15 protein-coding genes and 1 pseudogene are annotated in these 21361 nt (G+C 59.7%); 4 read left to right on the top strand and 12 right to left on the bottom strand.

The annotated features are described in order from the left end of the window. Positions 1–63: 63 nt before the first annotated feature. Entirely contained in the window at positions 64–1563 is a 1500-nt protein-coding gene (locus tag BLR13_RS23555) for a tetratricopeptide repeat protein (RefSeq protein WP_074819091.1), read from the top strand. Between the two features lie 73 nt (positions 1564–1636). On the opposite strand, the gene BLR13_RS23550 is transcribed toward BLR13_RS23555, so the two are convergent. From BLR13_RS23550 to BLR13_RS23535, 4 genes are all read right to left on the bottom strand, one after another. Then, the gene (locus tag BLR13_RS23550) at positions 1637–2365 is read right to left on the bottom strand and encodes an iron-containing redox enzyme family protein (protein ID WP_074819095.1); all 729 of its coding nucleotides are present in this window, start codon (positions 2363–2365) and stop codon (positions 1637–1639) included. Further along, positions 2362–3042, bottom strand: a complete 681-nt coding sequence (locus BLR13_RS23545; protein ID WP_074819099.1) for a hypothetical protein — start codon at positions 3040–3042, stop codon at positions 2362–2364. Before BLR13_RS23545 ends, BLR13_RS23550 begins: the two co-directional genes overlap by 4 nt. A gap of 105 nt (positions 3043–3147) precedes the next feature. Beyond that, on the bottom strand, positions 3148–3864 hold the full coding sequence (locus BLR13_RS23540) for a helix-turn-helix transcriptional regulator (protein WP_143039689.1): 717 nt from the start codon (positions 3862–3864) through the stop codon (positions 3148–3150). A 185-nt stretch (positions 3865–4049) separates the two neighbouring features. Next, positions 4050–7043 carry an autotransporter outer membrane beta-barrel domain-containing protein gene (locus tag BLR13_RS23535; RefSeq protein ID WP_433994285.1) on the bottom strand — a complete coding sequence of 998 codons (2994 nt, stop codon included), beginning with the start codon at positions 7041–7043 and terminating at the stop codon, positions 4050–4052. 47 nt (positions 7044–7090) lie between these two features. On the opposite strand from BLR13_RS23535, the gene BLR13_RS23530 reads away from it, so the two are divergent. Continuing rightward, a complete protein-coding gene (locus BLR13_RS23530) occupies positions 7091–11035 on the top strand; it encodes a trifunctional serine/threonine-protein kinase/ATP-binding protein/sensor histidine kinase (RefSeq protein WP_074819109.1) in 3945 nt (1314 codons plus the stop codon). A 63-nt stretch (positions 11036–11098) separates the two neighbouring features. Continuing rightward, positions 11099–11470 (top strand): response regulator transcription factor, encoded by a 372-nt coding sequence (locus tag BLR13_RS23525; protein WP_074831188.1) that lies wholly within the window; start codon positions 11099–11101, stop codon positions 11468–11470. Between the two features lie 184 nt (positions 11471–11654). Here BLR13_RS23525 and BLR13_RS23520 read toward each other — a convergent pair. The 8 genes and pseudogenes from BLR13_RS23520 to BLR13_RS23485 form a co-directional block, all read right to left on the bottom strand. Further along, positions 11655–13010: pseudogene (locus BLR13_RS23520) on the bottom strand (tyrosine-type recombinase/integrase). Positions 13011–13813: 803 nt separating this feature from the next. After that, on the bottom strand, positions 13814–15235 hold the full coding sequence (hydA, locus tag BLR13_RS23515; protein WP_074819110.1) for a dihydropyrimidinase: 1422 nt from the start codon (positions 15233–15235) through the stop codon (positions 13814–13816). 29 nt (positions 15236–15264) lie between these two features. Then, a complete protein-coding gene (locus BLR13_RS23510) occupies positions 15265–16044 on the bottom strand; it encodes an SDR family NAD(P)-dependent oxidoreductase (RefSeq protein ID WP_074819112.1) in 780 nt (259 codons plus the stop codon). Next, positions 16041–17045 carry an NAD-dependent epimerase/dehydratase family protein gene (locus BLR13_RS23505; RefSeq protein WP_074819115.1) on the bottom strand — a complete coding sequence of 335 codons (1005 nt, stop codon included), beginning with the start codon at positions 17043–17045 and terminating at the stop codon, positions 16041–16043. The genes BLR13_RS23510 and BLR13_RS23505 overlap by 4 nt, the downstream gene beginning before the upstream one ends. Positions 17046–17049: 4 nt before the next feature. After that, positions 17050–17778, bottom strand: coding sequence for a maleate cis-trans isomerase family protein (locus BLR13_RS23500; RefSeq protein ID WP_074819117.1), 729 nt, complete (start codon positions 17776–17778; stop codon positions 17050–17052). 2 nt (positions 17779–17780) lie between these two features. Continuing rightward, positions 17781–18563, bottom strand: a complete 783-nt coding sequence (locus tag BLR13_RS23495) for an ABC transporter ATP-binding protein (RefSeq protein WP_074819119.1) — start codon at positions 18561–18563, stop codon at positions 17781–17783. Position 18564: 1 nt separating this feature from the next. After that, positions 18565–19374, bottom strand: a complete 810-nt coding sequence (locus BLR13_RS23490) for an ABC transporter permease (protein ID WP_074819121.1) — start codon at positions 19372–19374, stop codon at positions 18565–18567. Between the two features lie 8 nt (positions 19375–19382). Beyond that, entirely contained in the window at positions 19383–20366 is a 984-nt protein-coding gene (locus BLR13_RS23485; RefSeq protein WP_074819123.1) for an ABC transporter substrate-binding protein, read from the bottom strand. A gap of 236 nt (positions 20367–20602) precedes the next feature. On the opposite strand from BLR13_RS23485, the gene BLR13_RS23480 reads away from it, so the two are divergent. After that, positions 20603–21346, top strand: a complete 744-nt coding sequence (locus BLR13_RS23480) for a GntR family transcriptional regulator (RefSeq protein WP_074819125.1) — start codon at positions 20603–20605, stop codon at positions 21344–21346. The last annotated feature ends 15 nt before the right edge of the window (positions 21347–21361 follow it).

The following is a 21361-nucleotide window of genomic DNA, read 5'->3' as shown; positions in this document are numbered from 1 at the left end:
CGCGGAATGCATTCCTGCGCGTGTCAAATCAGAAGGCCCACTACAACTGGCTCGTAGTGGGCCTTGCGTGCTTTTCCATCGAACCTGGACCAGGCCATGCCATCGGATCCCCCTCTCAACCACGAATTTTTCCCCGCCGAAGACGCATCGCCGGCTCCCAACGCGAAGCGCCGGCTTCATACTCGAACCAAAGAATATCTGAAGGTTCAGATCCGCAATCGAACCGCCGCGGAACTTGCATTGTTTGCCAAGGGTTTGGCCGTCGCCCTTGTCACGATCGTGCCAACCATATTGACGGTGATCGTCATCTCGAAGGCCATGGTTGAGAACGGCATTGTAATGACCGCCCTCCGCGTTCCGCAATCCTTCGAAGCGGCGGGCTATACGTCGGATACTGCGACGCAACGGCTACTCGACGAAATCGCGGCGCTGAATCGAAAATCGAACGCCGCAAAGCCAAAAACCGTTCTCGGCGATACGCAATTGATCGACGCTTTATCGTCAATCGAAACTCCGGCGGGAAACCTCGATCTCAAATCGTTTCAATCGCTGATTCAGCGGGTGTTGGGAAAGACGATCATCCAGATTTCCGGCGAGATAACCACGCGAAAGGAGGATGGGAAGGAATTGACGAGGCTCCGATTGCGTCAAACCCCCGGCCGCGAAAGCCTGATTGATGTCGAGACCGCGCAGGGCGCCGAAGACCTGTTCAAGAAGGCTGCGCTCAACTTGCTGGAGCATATCGATCCCGAGATTGCAGCAGGCATATATTTTCGCGAGTATGGCGACGAGGAGAGCGCGATGCGGCTGACGGCGGTGGCCCTTGCCGGCGGTCACCCCGACGCAGAGAAATACGCGCTGAACCTGAGGGCATACATTTACCTAGGCCGCGGCCAGATTGACCAGGCGATGGCGGCCTCCGATAGCGCGCGGGCCATGGATCCCGATTTTGTTGCGGTCGACTATGCCAAGGCGTTCGTTCTGCTCGCCCAAAAGCGGCCGGAAGAAGCCCTTGAAAGCGCGAAACGAGGGGTCGATCGGGCGCCTGACTCCGACAACAGCTACAACAGCCTCGGCATCGTTTTGAACGCGATCGGCCGCAAAGATGAAGCGATCGAAGCCCACAAGATGGCGCTTCGCAAGAACAATCGAAGTATCGTCGGCTATCGTCGGCTGGCAATTTCCCTCCGCGACGCGGGCCGAAGCAAGGAAGCCAGCGAAGCGCTGCTGACGGGGGTCGCCATGGTGCCGAGCAGCGCGATGCTTCAATCGGACTATGGCGAGGATCTTCAACGGCAAGGACGCAACTATGAAGCGTTGGGGTCGCTGCGCAAAGCCTACGAAATGCAGCCGGACAACATCCGATTTCAGGTTGGACTCGCAGAAGCCGAATTCGGTCAGGGGCACGCCGCCGATGGCAGCAGGCTTTCGACGATCATCAAAAACAGGGTAAGCAACGGCGAGAAACTGCCCGCCAATATCAAGCAGCGCGCCGACAAGCTTATTTCACGCGCGACAGCGCCGGATTCGGAGGCGGTAACACCTCCAAATCCGGCGCGTTAGCATGGCTTCCGATAACTGATTGCAAGGCAAATGACCCGCGCTTTGACAGCTGAACTGGCTTGAGCGGATGCGTTCAGGCGCGCATCGCCCTCTCGTAGGCTTCGTCCCAGACCGGAAGCGGATAGACCGCATTGAAATAATCGAAGCATCGGTTCATCGCCACGACGCTCTCTGGATAGCGCGTCACAACGTCGAGAATGAGGTGCTTCAGGAATTTGGCATGTTTGGCGTCTTCGGTGGCGTGCTCGATAACGAAGCGCAAGCCGCCTCTGGGAAGGTCGCGTTCCTCGATCACGGGGAGGGCTGCCTGCGTGACCAGCGCGGTCAGCTTTTCGAATAGATACTCCGCGCCGAGGTAGCCAAACGCATCCTCGACCTGAGCCATGCGCCACCATACAGAGGCAACGGCGAATGCCGCGGGTGATGAAGGCTCCTTCTTCGCTTTGGCGGCCTTGTCTGCGAGGATCCCATGATCTTCGAGAGCCCAAAGGCCATGTTCCGCCTCTTCCGCCTTGTGGGAGCAGAGAGCCTGAACCAGCTTGACCTCACTTTTGGCAAGTCGCCCAATCATGTGAAAGCCGGCTTCCGTCGTATGCGGCTGATACCAGGTGACGGCCTTCAAGATCTCGCGGATCATTGCAAGCATTTGATCGTGATGTGTGTCCGGATGAACGAACAGTTGCCAGCCGCGCCACGCCTTCAACTGCTCGAAAACGCCATCGACCCTTCGATCGAGTTCGTCGAAAGCATGGTGAGCTTCAGCGGAATAATTGTGGGTCGTGGCAGCGACAGGTTTCGTCATGATGAATTCCCATGGGTTGAACGGCGGCTAACAAAGTCGTCATGGTCCGGGAGAAGCGGGGAGCCCGACTTGACCATGTGGTCGCGATCAAGCAGGTCCAGTTTCATGATCACCATCGGGCCCGCGATCTCGTCCAAGAAGGCCGTGGACGCCGCCAGGAAGCCGAATCTCTCGAAAATGGGGATGAGGGATGGACGCGCCGCCAATATGCTGTGCGTCACCCCTGATGAGAGCGCAGTGCGGTATACATGGCGAAACAGCTCGGGAATAAGCAGGCGCGCTCGTATTCGCTCGCAAACAACGAAGCGCGAACTAATCACGGTCGTTGAGGTTTGCTCGGCTGGCAGCGAAGACTGCTCGACAATGCGGCAAAGTTGTTCGTCGCATTTCGCGTCCGGCACTTTTGTCGACCGCACCGCGACGACGCAATCATTTCCGATCGTTCCGAAGAAATTGAGACTGCATTTGTCAACCGGCTCCAGGAACAGACGCCGGTCCTTGTCGGCGCCGCGATACGACTTTCCGTCGCGTTCGATAAACAGCTCGTAGCGCAAGCGACCTATTTGCAGCAGTTCCTGGTCGGTCTCGGCAATCGCGATGGACGAAGCCGCGAACGTGGCGGGCTCTCTGAACCGATCGCTGTCGCCGTTTTTCGGAATGCATGGAGGCGGATGCAAGTCAATATCCTCGATCGCGGCTTGTTCACGAATATCGACTGTAGAATAATGCGCGGAATCGGCCTCCCCCGATTGGGTGAATTCGACGTCGGCGCGCGTGATGGCTTAGCTGAGCCTGAAAATACGGCTGAGAAGCACGACAAGCTCGCTCTGCCGATTGGTGTTGGTTTTCGCGAAGACATGCTTCAAATGCGTGCGTGCCGTTTCGTGCGTAATACCGACGTGTTGTGCTGCTTGCACAAGTGAAGCACCGTTTATCAGGGCCAAGGCGATCCGCGCCTCGCTATTGCTCAGCCCGAGCGTTAGCTGAATCAGGGATTGTCTTGGGAAGGGACTGTGCTCGGGATCGGTCACGAGCACGATTCCGAGTGCATCCGGATTCTCCTCCGGGGATGATCGAGATACGCAATGTGCCCGGACAATCAGCGGCAACTGGTCTCGCCGCGGCAAATGCACGAAGTCATGATCGGACTCGGTTGTGCAAATGTTTCCGGCGATGACGCGACGTAAGTAATTCGTCAATTTCGCCTGATCGGCGCGGCGCATTGACGACAATTGTCGATCAACGAGGGTTAGCCCCTTGCCAAGAAACTCCCGGATGCTTGCATTTAAATGCAGGACTTTCAGATGGCGGTCGAGAATGGCCCACCCGCATTCGAGAAATCCGAGGGTATCGACCATGAGTTCGATCCGGGACGGCGCCATCGACGCTCCGGGCGGCGAGGCGTTTTCGGACGCTTTGGCAAATGCCGGTTCAAACAGGCCGGATGGCCGGAACTCCAGCCTCTGATAGCCTACAATTTCCGGCTCTAAATGTTGCATGGCCGGAACCGTGCACGTTGGGCCGTCAAGCCTCCGTCAACGACCCGTCATCCCTGCAAGCAACTGATTTTCATGCCTATTTGAATAAAACTGCGAACTCATATGTTTTTGAAATTGCAATATAATATCGTTAGGCGCCCCATGGGATATTCATGCACAGGTCGGCGATGCAATTCGAGCACCCGCTACCACGCATATCGCACCGCGCCTTTGCCCGCGTAAGAGCGGGTGACATTGGAAAACTCGCCTTCGAAGGTTGCCGCCGCCGACCAGCCGTTGATCCATTTCATCTCGGCGGAGGCCGTGGTGAGCGCGGAGTCGCTCGCCTGCCGCGCGCCGTTGACGACGAAGCTCGCGCCGGGCAGCGCCTGGAAGGTGGTGCCGATGGTGCGGTCCGGGTTGAAGTCGTGCGCCCAGGCGGCGCGGCCGCGCAAGGTGAGGATGGCGTTCTGCACGGCATAGGATTTGTCGGCGCGCAGGCCGAGTTCGCTGCGGGTGTCGGTGACGCTCTTCGAGCCATAGGCCAGCGCGAAGGTGTTGGCGCCGGAGATCGCCTGTTCGGCATAGGCGGGCAGGTCGAAGGTGGTGAATTGTCCGGCGGCATAGGGCGTGAGGCCGACGCCGCCGGCCCATGGCGTGACGTAGCGGTAGCCGCCTTCGACACGTCCCGAATACGCGTTCGCATTGAACGCCGCGCGCAGCCGATCGACCCCGGCGATCGTCACCGTGCGATCCGTCGTGACGTCCTGCCAGCCATAGGCCAGCGCGCCCGAGAGATAGGCCGCGCCGACCGTGTGGTGCACGAAGGCGCCGGCCTGGAACAGGTCGGATCGGCCGCTGCCGCCACCCGTCACGCTGAAATTGGTGCCGCCGCCCGCCAGCGCAAAGCCCGCCAGCGTAAATGGCGAGAAGCGGTAGTCGGCGCCGACCGCGGTGCCGAACAGGCGGCTCGTGGTGGCGTTCGATCCGAGCGCCGCATTGCCATCGGTGGTCTGCGAACCGCCGAAGCCCGCCGCCCACACGCTCCAGCGCGGATCGTAAGTTTGCGCCAGCGGCGCCTTGGTGAACATCGCGTAGGCATCGCGCTCGCTCCGCGAACGACCCTCCCCCTTCGATGCGTAAGCGAGGCTTTCCCCGGCATAGGCATTCGGTGCTCCGCCCGCACCGACGGGATCGCCGCGGCCGGCGAGGAACGGATCGGTCATCACGCCCATGAACTGGTTCATGGCGTTGAACGTGGTCTGCTGCGATCCGGTCGCGGTCTCGCCGGAGGCCTGGGTCAGCCCGGTGGGCGTGAGCGCGCTGTAGACCAGCGGGATGCCGCCATTGCGGTTGAAGAAGTTGACGATGGCGTTGCCGACGGCATTTTGATTGCCGCTCAATCCGGTACCCGGCGGCGGAACGAAGTTCAGCACCAGATTGAGGTAGGCGTCGTTGCCGTCGTAGCTCAGGCTCGATTTGAAGCCGGCCGGCAGGTTGGTGTTCACCTGCGAACCGAACGTGCCAGTCACGCCGCCCGTCGCATGGACGATGGTGTATTGCTTGGCGACATATGTGCCCGCGGCGAATGAGGCGTTCACGGTGGCGCCGCCCAGCGTGGCTATGCCCGTGACGTTGGTGCGGTCGGCAATCGATGGCGACACCTCGACCATGTAGCTCGAGGCCGCCGTGAACGTCAGGCTGCCCTGCACGGTCAACAGGCCGATCGAATTGCCCGGCGCCAGCGCGCCGCCATTGATCACCGTGTTGCCGACGATGCCATTGCCGCCGAGCGTACCGCCGGCATTGACCGTCAGCAGGCTGGACGACGCGATCGAGCCGTTCACCGCCAGCCTGCCGCCATCGACGGTGGTGGCGCCGGTATAGGTGTTGACGCCCGACAGCGTCAGCGTGCCGCTGCCGGTCTTGACGAGCGAGCCGGTGCCGGTAACAGCGCCGGCATAGTTCGTGTCGGTCGCCTGATTGATCGCGAGCGCTGCCGCTCCCAAGGCGACGGTGCCGCCCGTGCCTGACAGCGACGACATGGTGAGATTGAAACCGTTGAGATCGAGCGTGCCGCCATTCACCGCATAGGCGGTATTGCCCGCGAATGCCCCGGTGGCGCCCGCCCGCAATGTGCCGGCCTCGACGGTGGTGCCGCCGGTATAGGTATTGACGCCCGACAGTGTCAGCATGCCGCTGCCGGCCTTGACGAGCGCGCCGGTGCCGCCGATCGCCTGGGAGACCATCGTGTTGAACCTGTTGGTGTCGAACGTGCCGCCGCCCGCGTTCAGTGTGATGGCGCGGGTGTTGGCCAGATCGAAGCCCGCGCCGAACTGCAGCGCACCGCCGTTGAACGTCAGGCCGCCGGTATTGGCGCCGAGGTTGTTGTCGGCCGAGATCGCCAGCGTGCCGGCATTGATGGTCGTGCCGCCGGTGTAAGTGTTCGCGCCCGACAGCGTCAGCGTGCCGCTGCCGGTCTTGGTCAGCGAGCCGCCGGTGCCGCCGCCGCCGTCCTGGATGACGCCGGAAAACGTCGTCGAGAGGTTGTTGCCGCCGACCGCCAGGTTGTTCGAGCCCAGAGAAACGCTGCCGTCGCCCTCGATCGAGCCGGCCGTGGTGCCGCCGGTCCTGACAACTGAAATGTCGAGAAGGCCGGTGCCGTTCAAGATGAACCGCGCGGTTCCTCCGCTGGCGCGTTGCTCAATAAGGGTGCTGCCGCCGCTGTTGGTGGTGATCGTGGCGCTGCCGGCCGTGCTGGCGTCGTTGAAAGTCAAGCCGCCGCCGTTGTTGGTGATGGTGGCGTTGCCGGCCGTGCTGCTGTCGTTGAAGGCCAGGCTGTTGGTGCCGTTGGTGATGGTGGCGCTGCCGGCCGTGCTGGCGTTGTTGAAGGCCAGGAAGTCGTTGTTGGTGATGGTGGCGCTGCCGGCCGTGCTGCTGTTGAGGAACTCCAGGCCGTTGTTGTTGGTGATGCTGGCGCTGCCGGCCGTGCTGGTGTTTGCGAAAAACAGGCCGCCGTTGTTGGTGATGCTGGCGCTGCCGGCCGTGCTGGTGCTTGCGAAAAACAGGCCGCCGTTGTTGGTGATGCTGGACGACGCGATCGAGCCGCTCACCACCAGCGTGCCGCCATCGACGGTGGTAGCGCCGGTGTAGGTGTTCGCGCCCGACAGCGTCAGCGTGGCGGCGCCGGTCTTGGTCAGCGAGCCGGTGCCGGTAAAACCTGGTTCTGGGGGATGTTACCAGGCTCGTGGCCGACTCGCTGCGTTGCCAGCCAGATCATGCGCGCTCGCTTGCGCAGCTCGTCCATTCCAAAACCGGCGGCAATCCGTTCTTTGCCATCCAGTTTCTCTCGTCGCTCGAGCAGGAAGGTTTGCTCGCGTTCGCCGCTGGCAGGGCCAGTTGGGCCTGGAACGTTGAGGAAATCGTAACGAAGAGCTTCACCGAGAACGTGGTGGATCTCATGGTTGCGAAGCTGGGCCGGCTGCCAGGTAACGTGCAGCAAGCACTAAAACAGCTCGCATGCATGGGCAACAGCGCGCGCGTTGCTACCTTGACGGCCGTATACGGGGATACTCGCGAGGCGCTCGACACAGCGTTATGGGAGGCTGTGCGCCTCGACTTGGTATCCTCCAATCACGACACGTACTCCTTTACTCATGACCGAATTCAGGAAGCGGCCTACTCGTTGATCCCTGAAGCCGAGCGCGCGCCCATCCACCTTCAAATCGGCCGAACACTTGTGACGAGTCTGACCGCGGAAGAGATAAACACGCAAGTTTTCGACATCGTCAATCAATTCAATCGTGCTGTAAACTTGATTGAAACGCCATCAGAACGTCAGCAAGTGGCCCGGTTAAATTTGACGGCCGGCAGACGTTCCAAGGCTTCAACCGCCTACAGGGCAGCGTTGAGATATTTCGTGGCCGGTAGCGCGTCGTTGCTCTCCGTGGAAACCTGGGATCATTGCTATCGCCTGAATTTTGAGATCGAGTTGGACCGAGCTGAGTGCGAGTATTTGACCGGGGACCTTGAGGCGGCGGGTAACAGACTGTCCACACTTTACGATCGCGCGGAGACTGTTGCTGACCGAGGGGCAGTTACCCGCCTTCGCATGACGCTCTATACGACGCTTGATCGGACAGATCGTGCGGTCGCCGGTGGCCTCGACTTTTTGCGCCACGTCGGCATCGAGTGGTTGCCCCATCCGACCGACGACGAAGTAGACCGCGAACTGGCGAGGATGTGGCAGTTACTCGCCGAACGGCGAATAGAGGGCCTAATCGATCTGCCATTGATGAAGGATCCAGAACTTCTCGCTACCGTGGACGTCCTGGCGGAATTTCTGGCCCCTGCCACCTTCACAGACAATAACCTGTTTGACCTCGCGGTGCTGCGGATGACGAATCTCAGCTTGCAGCACGGTAACTGCGATGCTTCGGCTTGCGCCTACGCGCTGCTCAACATCGTATTGGGCCTTGGTCATGGCGAGCATCGCGCAGCTCTGCGCTTTGGTCAACTCGGTTGCGATCTCGTGGACAAGCGCGGTCTGGATCGATTCAAGGCGAAGGTTTACACGTTTTTCGGGACATTCGTTCTTCCTTCGGCAATGCACTATTCCTGCAGTCGCGCGATGTTGAAGCGCGCGGTTGATGCGGCAACTGCTACCGGCGACCTCACATACGTTGCGTATAGTCTCAGGAGTTTGGTCGCCAACATAATGGCGTCGGGAGAGCCGCTGGCGGACATTGAACAGGAGGTCGACCAAGCACTTTTGTTCATGCGCGGCGCAAAATTCGGGCTCGCCGCCGACTCGCTGGTCGCCCAACTGATTTTCATTCGCACGCTTCGTGGACAGCGGCTCGATCGCAATCTATTCCTCGAGATCGATGGAGACGAGCGCGGTTTCGAGCGGCGTCTCAACGAAGGGGGCTCGCGTCTGACCGTCGCTGCGGCCAGATACTATATATACAAGCTGCAGGAACACTTCTTCGCAGGCGATATCTCCGCGGCGGTCGCGGTGATCGCGAGAGCACACAACGTCATTTGGTCGACGAGACACTTTCTCGAGATCGTCGACTATCATTTCTATAGCGCGTTGATATTGGTAGCCACTTGCGAGTCTGTCCCTGCGGAGCAGCGTCAGCTCACTATCGAGGCTATCGAGGCGCATCGACGGCAAATCGCCAAGTGGGCTGACGGTTGCTCGGCGAATCATGCGCACCGTGAAGCGCTGATTGCTGCCGAACTTGCAAATCTTGACGGGCGCGAGTCCGATGCGATGCGGCTCTATGAGGAGGCGATCAAATCGGCCAGAGAGAACGGCTTTGTCCAGAATGAGGGCATAGCGTCTGAGCTTGCAGCAAAATTCTATCAAACCCGCGGAGCTGGTAAGGCAGCCAAAGGTTACCTCTGGCTTGCGCGCCTTTGCTACGACCGGTGGGGCGCGTCTCACAAAGTTCAGCAGCTCGATGCGCTTCATCCCGATCTAACCGAGGGACGTCCGGCCGGCGACTTTCGACCTGCGCCGAGTTTGGAGCATGTCGACCTTGCGGCGGTGATCGAGACGTCACAGGCGGTCTCGGAGGAAATCGTTCTGGATCGATTGATCGAGCGTATAATGGTTATCGCCGTCGAACACGCCGGGGCTGACCGAGGCCTGCTGATACTTTCGGTTGATGGCGACGTACGGATTGAAGCCGAGGCGGAAATTGTGAGAGGCGCCGTCCAAGTTGCCTTTCGAAGCGAGCGTGTGTCGTCCACCGAGCTCTGCGAGCCAATCCTCCGATATGTCGTTCGCACGCAAGAAAGCATCTTATTGGATGACGCGTCGGCGAATGGTCATTTCGTCGAGGACGACTACATTCGCCGAAATTGCGTTCGTTCGTTGACGTGCCTTCCTTTGATAAAGCAATCGCATTTGGTTGGTGCTCTTTACCTCGAAAACCGTCTGGCAACGCACGTATTTGCGCCGGAGCGCATTACTGTACTGAGAGTGTTGGCTTCGCAGGCAGCGATCTCGCTTGAGAATGCCCGTTTGTATTCCGATCTCAAGAACACAGAAGCTCGGCTTCAGGCGTCTCTCGACGAAATGCAAATGCACGTTTCTCTCATCGAAAACAGCAGCGACTTTATAGGTTATTTGCCGACAAAAGGTCGCGATAGCTACATCAATGCCGGCGGAAGGCGCCTGGTCGGGATCGAGCTAGATGCGGACATATCCGAAGTGCAGATTAGCGATTTGCGGCCAGCCCAGGAAGACCAAAGATACATTGAAGAGATCCATCCGGCTCTCGTGCGAGACGGCCGATGGACCGGAGAGCGAAACTTGCGGCATTTCAAGACGAATGCGCCAATTCCGGTACTGCAGAATCTTTTCTACATCATTGATAAGCAGACTGGCGAAAAGAAGGGCATTGCGTCAATTTGCAAGGATATCACTGAGCAGCAACAAGCTGAAGAAGCGTTGAGGAAAGCCCACGCCGATCTTGCCCAGGTCGCTCAACGCACGACCATGGGGCAATTTGCTGCCTCGATCGCACATGAACTAAGTCAGCCATTGATGGCGATCGTGACTAGTGCAGAGACGTGCTTGCTCAGATTGAAGAAGGACCAGCCAGAGATTGAAAAGGCGCGCAGCGCGGCAGAACGCGTCGTTAGAGATGGGCATCGCGCGAGTGAGGTGATCAGGAGCGTTCGCGCGTTGCTCAAGAGAGCCTCTCCCGGCATCGATCGATTCGACGCGAACCAAGCCATTCGCGACGTTGTGGATCTGACCCGGACCAGGATCCGTCAACTGAGTATCGCTTTAGACCTGAACCTCGCGGGTACTGCGACGGTTATTGGCGATCGCGGACAGTTGCAGCAGGTACTATTGAACTTGATTGCAAACGCCATTGACGCGATGGCCGAGATCATGGATCGCAAGCGACTGCTGCGCATTGAAACGCAGGAGGTAGAACCAGGTAGTCTGACGATACGTGTTGAGGACTCAGGGACGGGAGTGGACCCCGATAAATCGAGCCAGATCTACGACGCGTTCTTCACGACAAAGCCCGAAGGCATGGGAATGGGCCTGGCGATCTGCCGTTCCATTGTGGAAGTACATGGCGGTCGGTTGTGGGTGGAACAGCGCCGTCCGAATGGCAGCATATTCAGCTTTACGATTCCAACGGCTACAGGCCTCCAAAAATGAATGCCGGGCCAGCGGCATAATATTCAGATCAGTTCGGTGGAATGGCAGTTGAATGGAGGCACCGTGCAGCAAGAAGCGCTAATCGCATGTGTGGACGATGACCTTGCGATCCTGGAGGCATTGGAGGATTTACTTGATGCGTCCGGCTTCGGGGTCAACGGGTTTTCGTCAGCGGAGGAATTTCTCAACTGCGGCCAGCTCGAAGCAACGTCGTGTCTGATTGCAGACGTGAGGTTAGGCGGCATGTCAGGTCTTCAGTTGCAGGACCGGCTGGCCGCGTCGGGACTGCTGATTCCGACGATTATCATCTCGGCATTCGCGGATGGCCAGACACGCACTCGAGCGTTCAATTCGGGAGCGGTCTGCGTGCTCAGCAAGCCGGTGCGTAGGGAGGATTTGATGAAGTGCATTCGGAATGCACTGCATCGCAGATGATACGATTAGTAGAGACGCGCCCAACCGCTCGTGTCGCCGAGGGTGTTAGGTTATCTTGTTAAAGTGCTCCCCATGAGCAACGCTTTACACGGCGCAGTCATTTTCTAACCGCGCAGCCTGAGAATTCGCGACAACGTCCGCGTGCGTGAGCGGTCGCTCCCTAGCCGTGCATTGCGGCTCAAGATTATGCGGCTAATCGGCGCTCCTCCTCGGATGCCTCCTGTTCACTACCCGAAGCGCGCCTTAAGAATCGGGCCAAGGCTGCTTTTCGTGAATCGCGATCCAGTGCGTAGGCGGTTTGTTTGAACTCGATTCCGTCAAGGAGCCCTTGAATGTAACCCGAGATCGTGTCCGCAGCCATGATGAGCGCGGTGTCAAGCGTATGGATGTATTTGCTCGTGACCGAGCCCTTGGCATGGCCGACCAGAGCCGCGATGGTCACCTCGGTAAAACCAAGATCGTTGGCAATGCTCGCGAAGCTGTGACGGAGGGCGTGAGGAGTAACGTCGCATAGCGGAGAGTCCTCGAAGAGATGCTTCCATTGGTTCGGAAAACTGCCGAATGCGTTGTCCTCACCCTGCCCCGGGAAAACGTATGTGCCGACCTTGTCGGTGCGCCGTCGTTCGAGATACTCGACGACAGGTAGCCCAATGGGACGGATGGATTCACCCTCCTTACTATCTTCCAACCGCAAGCAACTCGCCTCGGTGTCCGCCTCCGTCCATTTCAAGCCGATCATCTCGCTTCGTCGGGAACCTGTCAGCGCAAGTTGGCGAATAATGTCTACGGTCGTGGCGTATTTCTCCTGTTTGGCGGCCTGGCGGAGCATCCCACCCAAAATTCGATACTCCGCCTCCGACAGTCGGCGTTTTCGCACGTTGTCCTTGGCTTGCGGATGCCATGTGCCGGATTGCTCTCGATGATCCCTGCCTCGACGGCGTAGGTAAGAATGCCGCCGAGGAGACCAACGGTACGCGTGGCCGTTCCAGCGCCGCCTCGGACGATAGCCTTTCCGCGCAGCTTCTTGGTCTTGACCGAAACTCGCGTCTTCCCGGCCATGATGTCCTTAAGGACCTTGTTGATGTCGGCCTTGGTAAGATCCTTGACCCGCCTCGTGCCCAAAAGCGGAATGATGTGCCGCTCGATCCGGCCGGTGTCTGTGACGATCGTCGAGGCCTTCTTCGGTCGCCCACCTTTCCCTAAGATGAGTCCGGCTTGAAGATCGGCAAAATAGCGTGTGCATAGCTCGTTCACAGTGATGGCCCTACGATCGAGTTTGCGTTCTTCGACGGGATCATCACCCCCGGCAACCCGCCCCAATTGCACCCTTGCCTCGCGGCGCGCAGTCTCTGGTGTCCAGGCTCCGTGAAGTCCAATGGTGTACCGACGAGACCGGCCGTGTGCGATACTGGATGACGTAGCTGCGCTTGCCGGAACTGAAGACCCGGACTCCAAAGCCCGGTAGTTCATCGTCCCAGATCAGGTAATCTTTCTCTCGGGAATCCGCCGCCTCGACAACCCTCTTCGTAATCTTGACCATGGCGTTCCTTCTTTCCGAGCCCGATCTCTCTCGCGTAAGCAGGGCGTAAGCAGGCGGGAGAAAATCGGAGCGTGTTTTCGGATAGGAACGTCGCTTGTGTATTTGAGAATATCTAGTTGCTTCAACTGGATAGCGTAGTGTAGCGTGCCCTATCGCACTTTTCGGTTGGACACGTTATCTTGCTCCGAAGGCAAAGGTCACACGTTCGAATCGTGTCGGGTGCGCCATAAAATCAATTACTTAGCCTAAGCGTCCTGGCGTGGGTGAAAGCAAAACTCACCACAAACTCACCAAAAATAATCCAACGCTGGCGCAGAATCGCCGGGATCGCGGCAGTTTGTCGTACGAGCCGCTCGCCGACTTCTAATCGAGTTTTCGGCCCGGAATCTTGCCTGGAAGAGCACGTTCGCTGTCACTGGCCGCGAGATTTGGTTTGGTCAGATGCGTAGAACATTCGAGTTCGGTCGCGGGTAGGTTCAAAGCGGGGACAGGGTTTGAACCTTTGACCTGAAAGGTCATGAGCGGGACGCCGGAAACATCGAACCGCTATTTCCGCCCCCTGGACGTCGGGTCGTCCAACGATGGATGAAAAACTTCCCTCAGACTAAAACCCGACTAAACCGGATTATTAGTCTGGGCCCATTCCAGGAAGGCGTCGAAAAAATCAATTTTTGAATTACTTAGGTGGCGCGCCCGAAGAGATTTGAACTCCTGCCCCCCCGATTCGTGGTCTGGGCGGTACCATTGAAATCATGGAGGTCCGTTATCTGTCCGTCTGGCCGTGCATTGACGTGCTTGAAGCCTCAGGGCATTTCGCCGGTTGCGGCGTAAGCAGAAATATCCCGCTCCAAAATCCGCCCCGCTCCCTTCTTGCCGACGATCACGCCATCACGTGCGACAACCTCGCCTCGGGCGATCGTCATCACCGGCCATCCGGTAACCTCGAAGCCCTCCCACGGAGTGTAGTCGGCACCATGATGCAGGTTCTCCTGTCGGATCGTCTCGCGACGGTGCGGATCCCACAACGTGATATCGGCGTCGAAGCCGACGCCGATCGACCCCTTTCGGGGGTAGAGACCGTATATCTTGGCGTGATTAGTAGAAGTTAGTTCGACAAACCTGTTCAGCGAAATTCTGCCCGCCGAAACTCCTTCCGAAAACAGGATCGGCAGCCGCGTTTCGATCCCCGGGATGCCGTTCGGAACCCAGCGAAACGACGTCTTGCTTTTGGGCGTGAGCTTGCCTTCGCTACTTTCGTATCGGAACGGGCAGTGATCAGAGGAGAAGGTCTGGAACACGCCCTGCTGCAGGCCTTCCCAGATCGCCGCCTGGCTTGCCGCATCGCGAGGCGGCGGCGAACACACGTATTTCGTGCCTTCCATGTTCAGGCCCTGGAGATCGTCCGCAGTCAGTGTCAGATATTGCGGGCAGGTCTCGGCATAAACTTTCAGGCCGCGCTGCTGCGCCCAACGAATCTGCTCCATGGCTTCACGACCCGAAACGTGAACAATCATGATCGGCACATCGATCAGTTCGGCGTGACTGATCGCGCGATGGGCTGCTTCACGCTCAACCAGTTCCGGGCGGGAGGTCGCGTGAAAAAACGGAGAGGTCTGTCCCGCGCGCTCGAGTCGGTCGGTCATGTACTTGATGGCATCATAGCCTTCCGCATGCACCATCACGAGTGCGCGCTCACGGCGCGCCACCTCGAACACTTCGAGCAACTGCCGATCGTTCAGCACCAGATCGTCGTAGGTCATAAACACCTTGAACGATGTGTAGCCGGCCTTCAGCAGCGCCGGCAGCTCCTGTCCGAGAACCTCAGGCGTAGGATCGGAGATGATCAAGTGAACGGAGACATCGATGTGGCATTCGCCTTCGGCCTGACGCACGTAATCCTCGACGCACCGGCGCAAGCTCGTGCCGCGCTGTTGCAGGGCGAACGGCATGATGCAGGTATTGCCGCCGGCGGCGGCGGCGGCAGTAGCCGAAGCGAAATCATCCGCCATCACGACATCGGGGCCTGAGGGCTGGGCGATATGCACGTGGCTGTCGATGCCGCCCGGAAGCACCAGCAGCCCCGAGGCGTCGATCTCGCGCGTCGCCCCCTCGACCTCAGCGGCGACCGCGACGATGCGTCCCGCCTGGACGCCGACATCCGCGCGAAATGTATCGGAAGCCGTGACGACGGTGCCGCCACGAATGGCAAGATCCAGCTTAGACATTGCGTCTCTCCTGTCGATCGGTGCGAAGCTCAGGCCGCGGTCCAGCCACCGTCGACCATCAGATTGATGCCGGTGACAAAACTCGCATCATCGCTGGCAAGAAACAACGCCGCCCGTGCCACGTCATCGGGCAGCCCGAGCCGGGGCCATGGCGTGCGCCGATGTGCGCGATCCAGCACATCGGGATCGATCGCACGACCGGTGGCGCCGGTCTGGATTTTTCCTGGCGCGACAGCATTGCAGACGATGCCCTGGGCGGCGTAATCGACCGCGATTTGCCTGGTCAGGTAAGCAATTGCCGCCTTCGTCGTCCCGTACGCAATGTCGGACGGTGCGGCGATCATCCCGTGCTGCGAAGACAGATTCACGATCCGCCCCCGGACCTCGCCACGCCGCTCCTGAGTTATCATTTGCCCGACGGCCGCGCGGCAACACAGATAGGTCCCCGTTAGATTGACCTTGAGAACGCGCTCCCAATTGCCTTCGTCCATCTCCAGTAGCGTCCTTGCATGACGAATGCAGGCATTGTTGACGATGCCGTCGAGGCGGCCGTAACGGGAGACGGTTTCCGCGACCGTGGCGTCAACCTGCTCTCGCTGCGCGACATCGGTGGGAAGATAGATGGCGTTGCCGCCCTCCGTCGAAATCACATCGATGGTCGGCGGGCCGCCTTCGATAACCTGTTGCGTCACATCTGCAACCACGACACGTGCGCCTTGGGACGCAAATAGCCGGGCGATGGCGCGGCCGATGCCGGACGCGGCGCCGGTCACGATCCACACCTGATCCGCAAGCCTGAGGCCGATCATGACGGCGTCCCCCCGTACCTGGAAACTGGGTCGCATGCTGGACCAAGCCACTGCAGATAGTCGGCCAGCGCTTCCGCAAGATTGTAGCGCGGCAGGAAGGCGGTGTCGCCTCGCAGGCGTTCGATAGCCATGGCCGAGCGATCATAGGGCGCGTAATAATCGATGTTGGCCTGCTCACCGGGCCGTGCGAAACGCCATTCGAAGCCGGAGCGGACTTGTTGCAGGCGGGCGCAGAAATCCGCGATCGACCACATGAAACCAGCCGCCAGATTGTAGACCCGGTGGCGGCGGGTGCGGGCATACAGCAACTCGTGCACGGCGGCCGCTGCATCCCGCGCATAAAGCCAGTCGCGCAGGTGCGAGCGGGGCAGGATCACCGCTATGCCCGATCGGGCGGCCTGCACCACCTGATACGGTACGCTCGGCGTATCCCGCGCGCGGGTCGCGTACTCCCATCGGCCGAAACAGGTGCCGAGACGGCCGATCGAAAGGTCGAGCCGATGCAGATCGGCGAGCCGGAGCGCGACCGCTTCGCTCGCCTGTTTGGTGATGCCATAGAGCTGTTCGGGACGCAGTGGCGTATCTTCCGTGAGCAAATCAACATCTCGCCCGCTGCTGCCGTAGACCGACCCCGAACTCAGATGCACCACGCGCCGGATGCCGCACGCCGCCGCAGCCTCGAGCGTGGCGGCCGCACCACCGATGTTGACGCGCACGATCCCGACGGGATCGGCGATTTCACGGCTCGCGCCAGCGGTGACCGCAGCAAGATGGAGCACACAATTCGCGTCACTCTGACGCAACGCTACTTTCAGGCCTTCAGCATCGCAGATGTCCCCCATGACCTGCTCGAACCTGCCGGGAAGGCCGGCGAACGTCCGCTTCGCCTGTTCCGAAACCGGAAAAAGATCGAAGCCGATGACGCGCTCTCCACGCGTCAGCAGCGCTTCGGTCACCGCCAGACCAATAAAGCCCGCCGCCCCCGTGACAAACGCAGCCATCGGATCAGGCCGCCTTTTGAAACAGCGTGCCCCAACCGGTGACACGGGTCGGATCGACGCCGGCGAGGATCAGGCTTTTCCAAATCACGGTTGCGATCGTGTCGTAGATGGGAATGCCGACTTCCTGCTCCAGGCCATCGACCAGCGGCGCCGCATTCAGATTGGTGCAGATCACGGTGATGGCCTGCGGCGCTTCCCTTGCGACCATCCGCGTCATGTCGATGATCTGCTGCCGGGTGACCTCGGAGAACGAAAAATTGTCTTGAAGTCCGAGATGGCGCTCGCCCCGACAAGCGATCCCCAAGGCGCCGTAGTTCGCCAGAATGCGACCCTGCACGTCGTCAAGATAGGGCGTTACGAAGCCGAGTTGCTTGACCTTGGTGGAGGCAAGCACCTCGTTCAACGCCAGCATGGATGTTGTCGCGGCAATTCCGGTCACTGAGGTGATCCGCTCGCACAGCCTGACGTCGGCTTCGAAACCCAGCCAGCCCGAAGACGTGCCGTTCCAGCCGATGACGTCCACTTTCGCATGCGCCAGCAGTTCGGCCGCGCGCAGGATTTCGCTATCGTCAAATTGCGCCAGCGCGCTCGCGGACAGGGCGATTTCGGTGACCTTGAAGCGGGAAAAATGCACGCTGACCTCCGGCAGGCCGGCGACCATCGCCTGGGAGATCGGCTCGAGTACGGTGTTGGAGGAAGGCGTCAACATGCCGAGGAGAACACGTTTGGTCATTATTATTCCATTGCGAGAGGGCCAGCCTCGGCCCGTTCGGGCCTTAACAAGCTCAGGATGTGGCGCTTGATGTCGTTGAACCGCGGGCTCGTTATATCGCGGGGGCGAGGCAGATCGATCGGGATCAACTCGCGGATACGCCCGGGGCGGGCCGTCATGACCGCGACATGGGTGCCAAGCGTGAGAGCTTCGTCGATGCTGTGGGTGACGAAGACGATGGTGCCGGCGTGCTTTTGCCAGATGCCAACCAGTTCATTTTGCATGTCCATGCGGTTCTGCTCGTCGAGCGCGCCGAACGGCTCATCCATCAAAATGACCTGGGGGTTCATGAGCAAAGCGCGGGCAATCCCGACGCGCTGGTTCATCCCGCCTGACAGCTCGGATGGATAATGGTTTTCGAAGCCCGTCAGACCCACCATATCGATATAGCGCTGCGCGGCCTCGCGACGCATCAGCTTCTGGCTCCCGCGCAGCAGCAGGTAAAAGGCAACGTTTTCCCACACCGGCAACCACGGCATCAGGTTGGCATGCTGGAAGACCATGCCGCGATCGGCGCCGGGCGAGGTGATTACCTGGCCATCGACGGTCACCTGACCTGAGCTAGGCTTCTCGAAACCCGCGATCATATTCTGAAGCGTGGACTTTCCGCAGCCGGAGGGGCCGAGCAGGCAGAGAAACTCGTTCTTCTCGACCGACAGGGTGATGTCGTCGAGCGCAACGACATCGGTCTTGCGCTTGAGGTCACGAAAAGTCTTGCTGACGTTCGAGATTTGGATCGTCGCCATCTCAGCCCTCCGCGCCCTGAATCGTGGTGTTGCGTTGCCAGTGCAGGACGCGCGCCATCAGCGCCCGAATTGCCAGGTCGCTGAGAAAGCCGAGCAGTCCGATGCTGGCCATGGCGGCGAGCACGAGGTCGTAGCGCAGGAAATAATAGGAATCCCAGAGCACATAACCGAGGCCGCTCTTCACCGCGACCAGTTCGGCCGTCACGGTCAGCATCCACGCCGAGCCGATACCAATGCGAAGCCCGGCAAATATGCTGGGCAACGCCGCAGGTATGACGATGTAGCGCAGCAACTGCCTCTGATCGCCGCCAACCATGGCGCCGGCCCGGATCAGGTTACGGTCGCAACTCTTCACACCGTGGATAGTGTTGAGCAGGATCGGGAAAAACGAGCCGAGAAACACCAAAAAGATCGCCGGCTTGTTGGCAATGCCGAACCAGATGATGGCGAGGGGAATCCACGACACCGGTGGTATCGGACGCAAAACCTGCAAGGTCGGCTCGATGATGGTCTCGATCCGCCGCGACCAGCCGATGGCCACGCCCAGCGACACGGCCAGCACGGTTGCGATGCCGAAGCCAGCCATCACGCGGGTGATGCTGGCCGCGGTATCGAAAATCCAGCTGCCGCTGTAGGTTTGCGTATTGCCGTCGGTCGCGAACACCCAGTCGGCCCATGACCGCAGCACGGTCGTCGGCGCAGGGAGCAGCGCGGCCGGCAGCGTGCCAGAGCGCGAAAAGATCTCCCAGCCCACCAGGATCAGCACTGGAACGATCCATCGTTCCAACCCCTTCAGTCGCGGCGACTTCACAGCGCGGCTCAATAGCCGAGATCAGACTTTGGCTTTCCGGTCGCAGCCTCAAGGAACCGGTAATCCAGATTCTTTTCCACCGCGCCCGAGACGTCCGAGTTGATGTATTTCAGGTCACGCATCATCGCTGCGATCGCGACGGCCGATGCGCGATACATCTTGGGGTCGGGATAAAGGTTGCCGATAGCATCGGCGGCCACCGCCTTGTCGAGGCCGGTCACCTTATTGATGACGTCGATCCAGGCCGGCTTGTCGCCGGCGATGTAGTCGTCGATCTTGACGATCGCCCTTACGGTTTCTTCGAGCGCCTTCGGTTCGGCGGCGATCACGTCCGAGCGGGTCAACATCAGGTTTGTAAGCTTGCCTGCCGCCTGATCATAGGGATGGGTGAACAGCTTGGCAGCGTTCATCTGCAAGATCTGCGTGCCGAACGGCTCGACGGTGCAGATCAGCTCGATTTCTCCACGCCGCAACGCCTGCAGATGATCGGATGGATTCGGAATATTGATGAACTGAACGTCCTTGTTGACGTCGATACCCTGCTTGGCGAACGCCCCGCGCATGTGGATATCCTGCGCATTGCCGCGCGAGGCGGCCACGCGGAACGGCTTGCCGTCCGCCTTGTACTGAGCGATCACTTTCTTAAGCGAGCCCCAGTCTTCCGGGGTGACGGGCAGATCGTTGGTCACCAGCATCGCAGATCCGCCATTCACCTGGCCGGATATCGCAACCACGTCGAAACCCTTATCCAGAGCGACCGCATAATGCAGATAGGTAACCTGCCCGACATCGATGCTCTTCGACACCAGCGCGGTGAGAACGTCGTTTCCGGTGCTAAAGCCGATGGCCTCGACTTTGACGCCCTTGGCATATTGCGGCAGCAGGGCGAGGGGCGTGCAGTGCGCGCATTTCGCGTAACCGAGTTTGATGGTCGGCTCGGCCTGAGCCGCCGCGGGCACGTCATTCATGGCCAGCACGGCGAGCGAGGCCATGCCCGCAACGAGGCAAATCAACTTCTTCATGAGAACACTCCGAACAGAGGGGGCACCGAGGTGTCCTACTCGTTGCAACCGCCATGCCAAATTGAATACGATATGCAAAAGACATTTCTTATAGTACAAGCAAATAGATAGAATATGACTAGAGAAGCCATTACTGCCGCTTTTGTAGGCTGCACAGGGGAAAAACGGATGAAAATGAGGCACACCGCTTCGAGCACGAGGTCAACATGACCGAAACGGCAACGCGGACCCGCGTCCGTCCGCGCTTCAAGTCGGCGCGGCTGAAGCTGTCAGTAATCCCGCCGAAGCAAGCCCTGCAACGACACTCCCTGCATGACCAATTGGTGGCGAAGCTCCGCGAGATGATCCTGAACAGCGAACTGCGCCCGGGCACAGCACTGCCTGAAAAAATGTTGTGCGAGCGCTTCGGCGTATCCCGTACGCCGCTTCGCGAAGCCTTCAAGGTTCTGGCGTCGGAGGGACTGATCGAGCTGCGCCCGCACCGCACGCCTCAGATCACGCTGATTGATCCCGACGAAATCACGGCGGTGTTCGAAGTCATGGTGGCGCTAGAGCAACTGGTCGGACTTCGTTCCGCGAGCCTCGCGACACCAAAAGAGATCGCGGCAATCGACGCGATGCATGCAACACTTGTGGCGCTCCATCGCGACGGTTCACGCGCCGCTTATTTCAGCATGAACCAGCAAATCCATGCGGAAATCGCCCGGCTGGCCGGCAATCCGGTGCTACAAACGATATGGGCGGCTCTGACAGCCAAAATCGTGCGGGCCAGGTCGCTTGCCAACTTCGATGCCAAGCGGTGGGACGAGTCGATCAACGAGCACGAACATTTCATGGCGCTGTTGCGTGCGGGCGAAGCTGAAGGCTTCGCGGACGCGCTCAGCGAGCACATGCGCCGGACCGGCTCCGCCGTGTGTACCATGCTGACGGCGCTCCGCGAGGAACGATGAAGACAACTGATCAAT

This window comes from Bradyrhizobium ottawaense, assembly GCF_900099825.1.
Taxonomy (GTDB): Bacteria; Pseudomonadota; Alphaproteobacteria; order Rhizobiales; family Xanthobacteraceae; genus Bradyrhizobium; species Bradyrhizobium ottawaense_A.
This window is presented reverse-complemented; position numbering and strand designations above follow the sequence as displayed.

Coding starts and splice junctions, on each gene's coding strand:
- BLR13_RS23540 (WP_143039689.1), bottom strand. CDS start 3,864: ATGCAACATTTAGAGCCGGAAATTGTAGGCTATCAGAGGCTGGAGTTC.
- BLR13_RS23510 (WP_074819112.1), bottom strand. CDS start 16,044: ATGATCGGCCTCAGGCTTGCGGATCAGGTGTGGATCGTGACCGGCGCC.
- BLR13_RS23505 (WP_074819115.1), bottom strand. CDS start 17,045: ATGGCTGCGTTTGTCACGGGGGCGGCGGGCTTTATTGGTCTGGCGGTG.
- hydA (WP_074819110.1), bottom strand. CDS start 15,235: ATGTCTAAGCTGGATCTTGCCATTCGTGGCGGCACCGTCGTCACGGCT.
- BLR13_RS23550 (WP_074819095.1), bottom strand. CDS start 2,365: ATGACGAAACCTGTCGCTGCCACGACCCACAATTATTCCGCTGAAGCT.
- BLR13_RS23500 (WP_074819117.1), bottom strand. CDS start 17,778: ATGACCAAACGTGTTCTCCTCGGCATGTTGACGCCTTCCTCCAACACC.
- BLR13_RS23480 (WP_074819125.1), top strand. CDS start 20,603: ATGACCGAAACGGCAACGCGGACCCGCGTCCGTCCGCGCTTCAAGTCG.
- BLR13_RS23495 (WP_074819119.1), bottom strand. CDS start 18,563: ATGGCGACGATCCAAATCTCGAACGTCAGCAAGACTTTTCGTGACCTC.
- BLR13_RS23485 (WP_074819123.1), bottom strand. CDS start 20,366: ATGGCCTCGCTCGCCGTGCTGGCCATGAATGACGTGCCCGCGGCGGCT.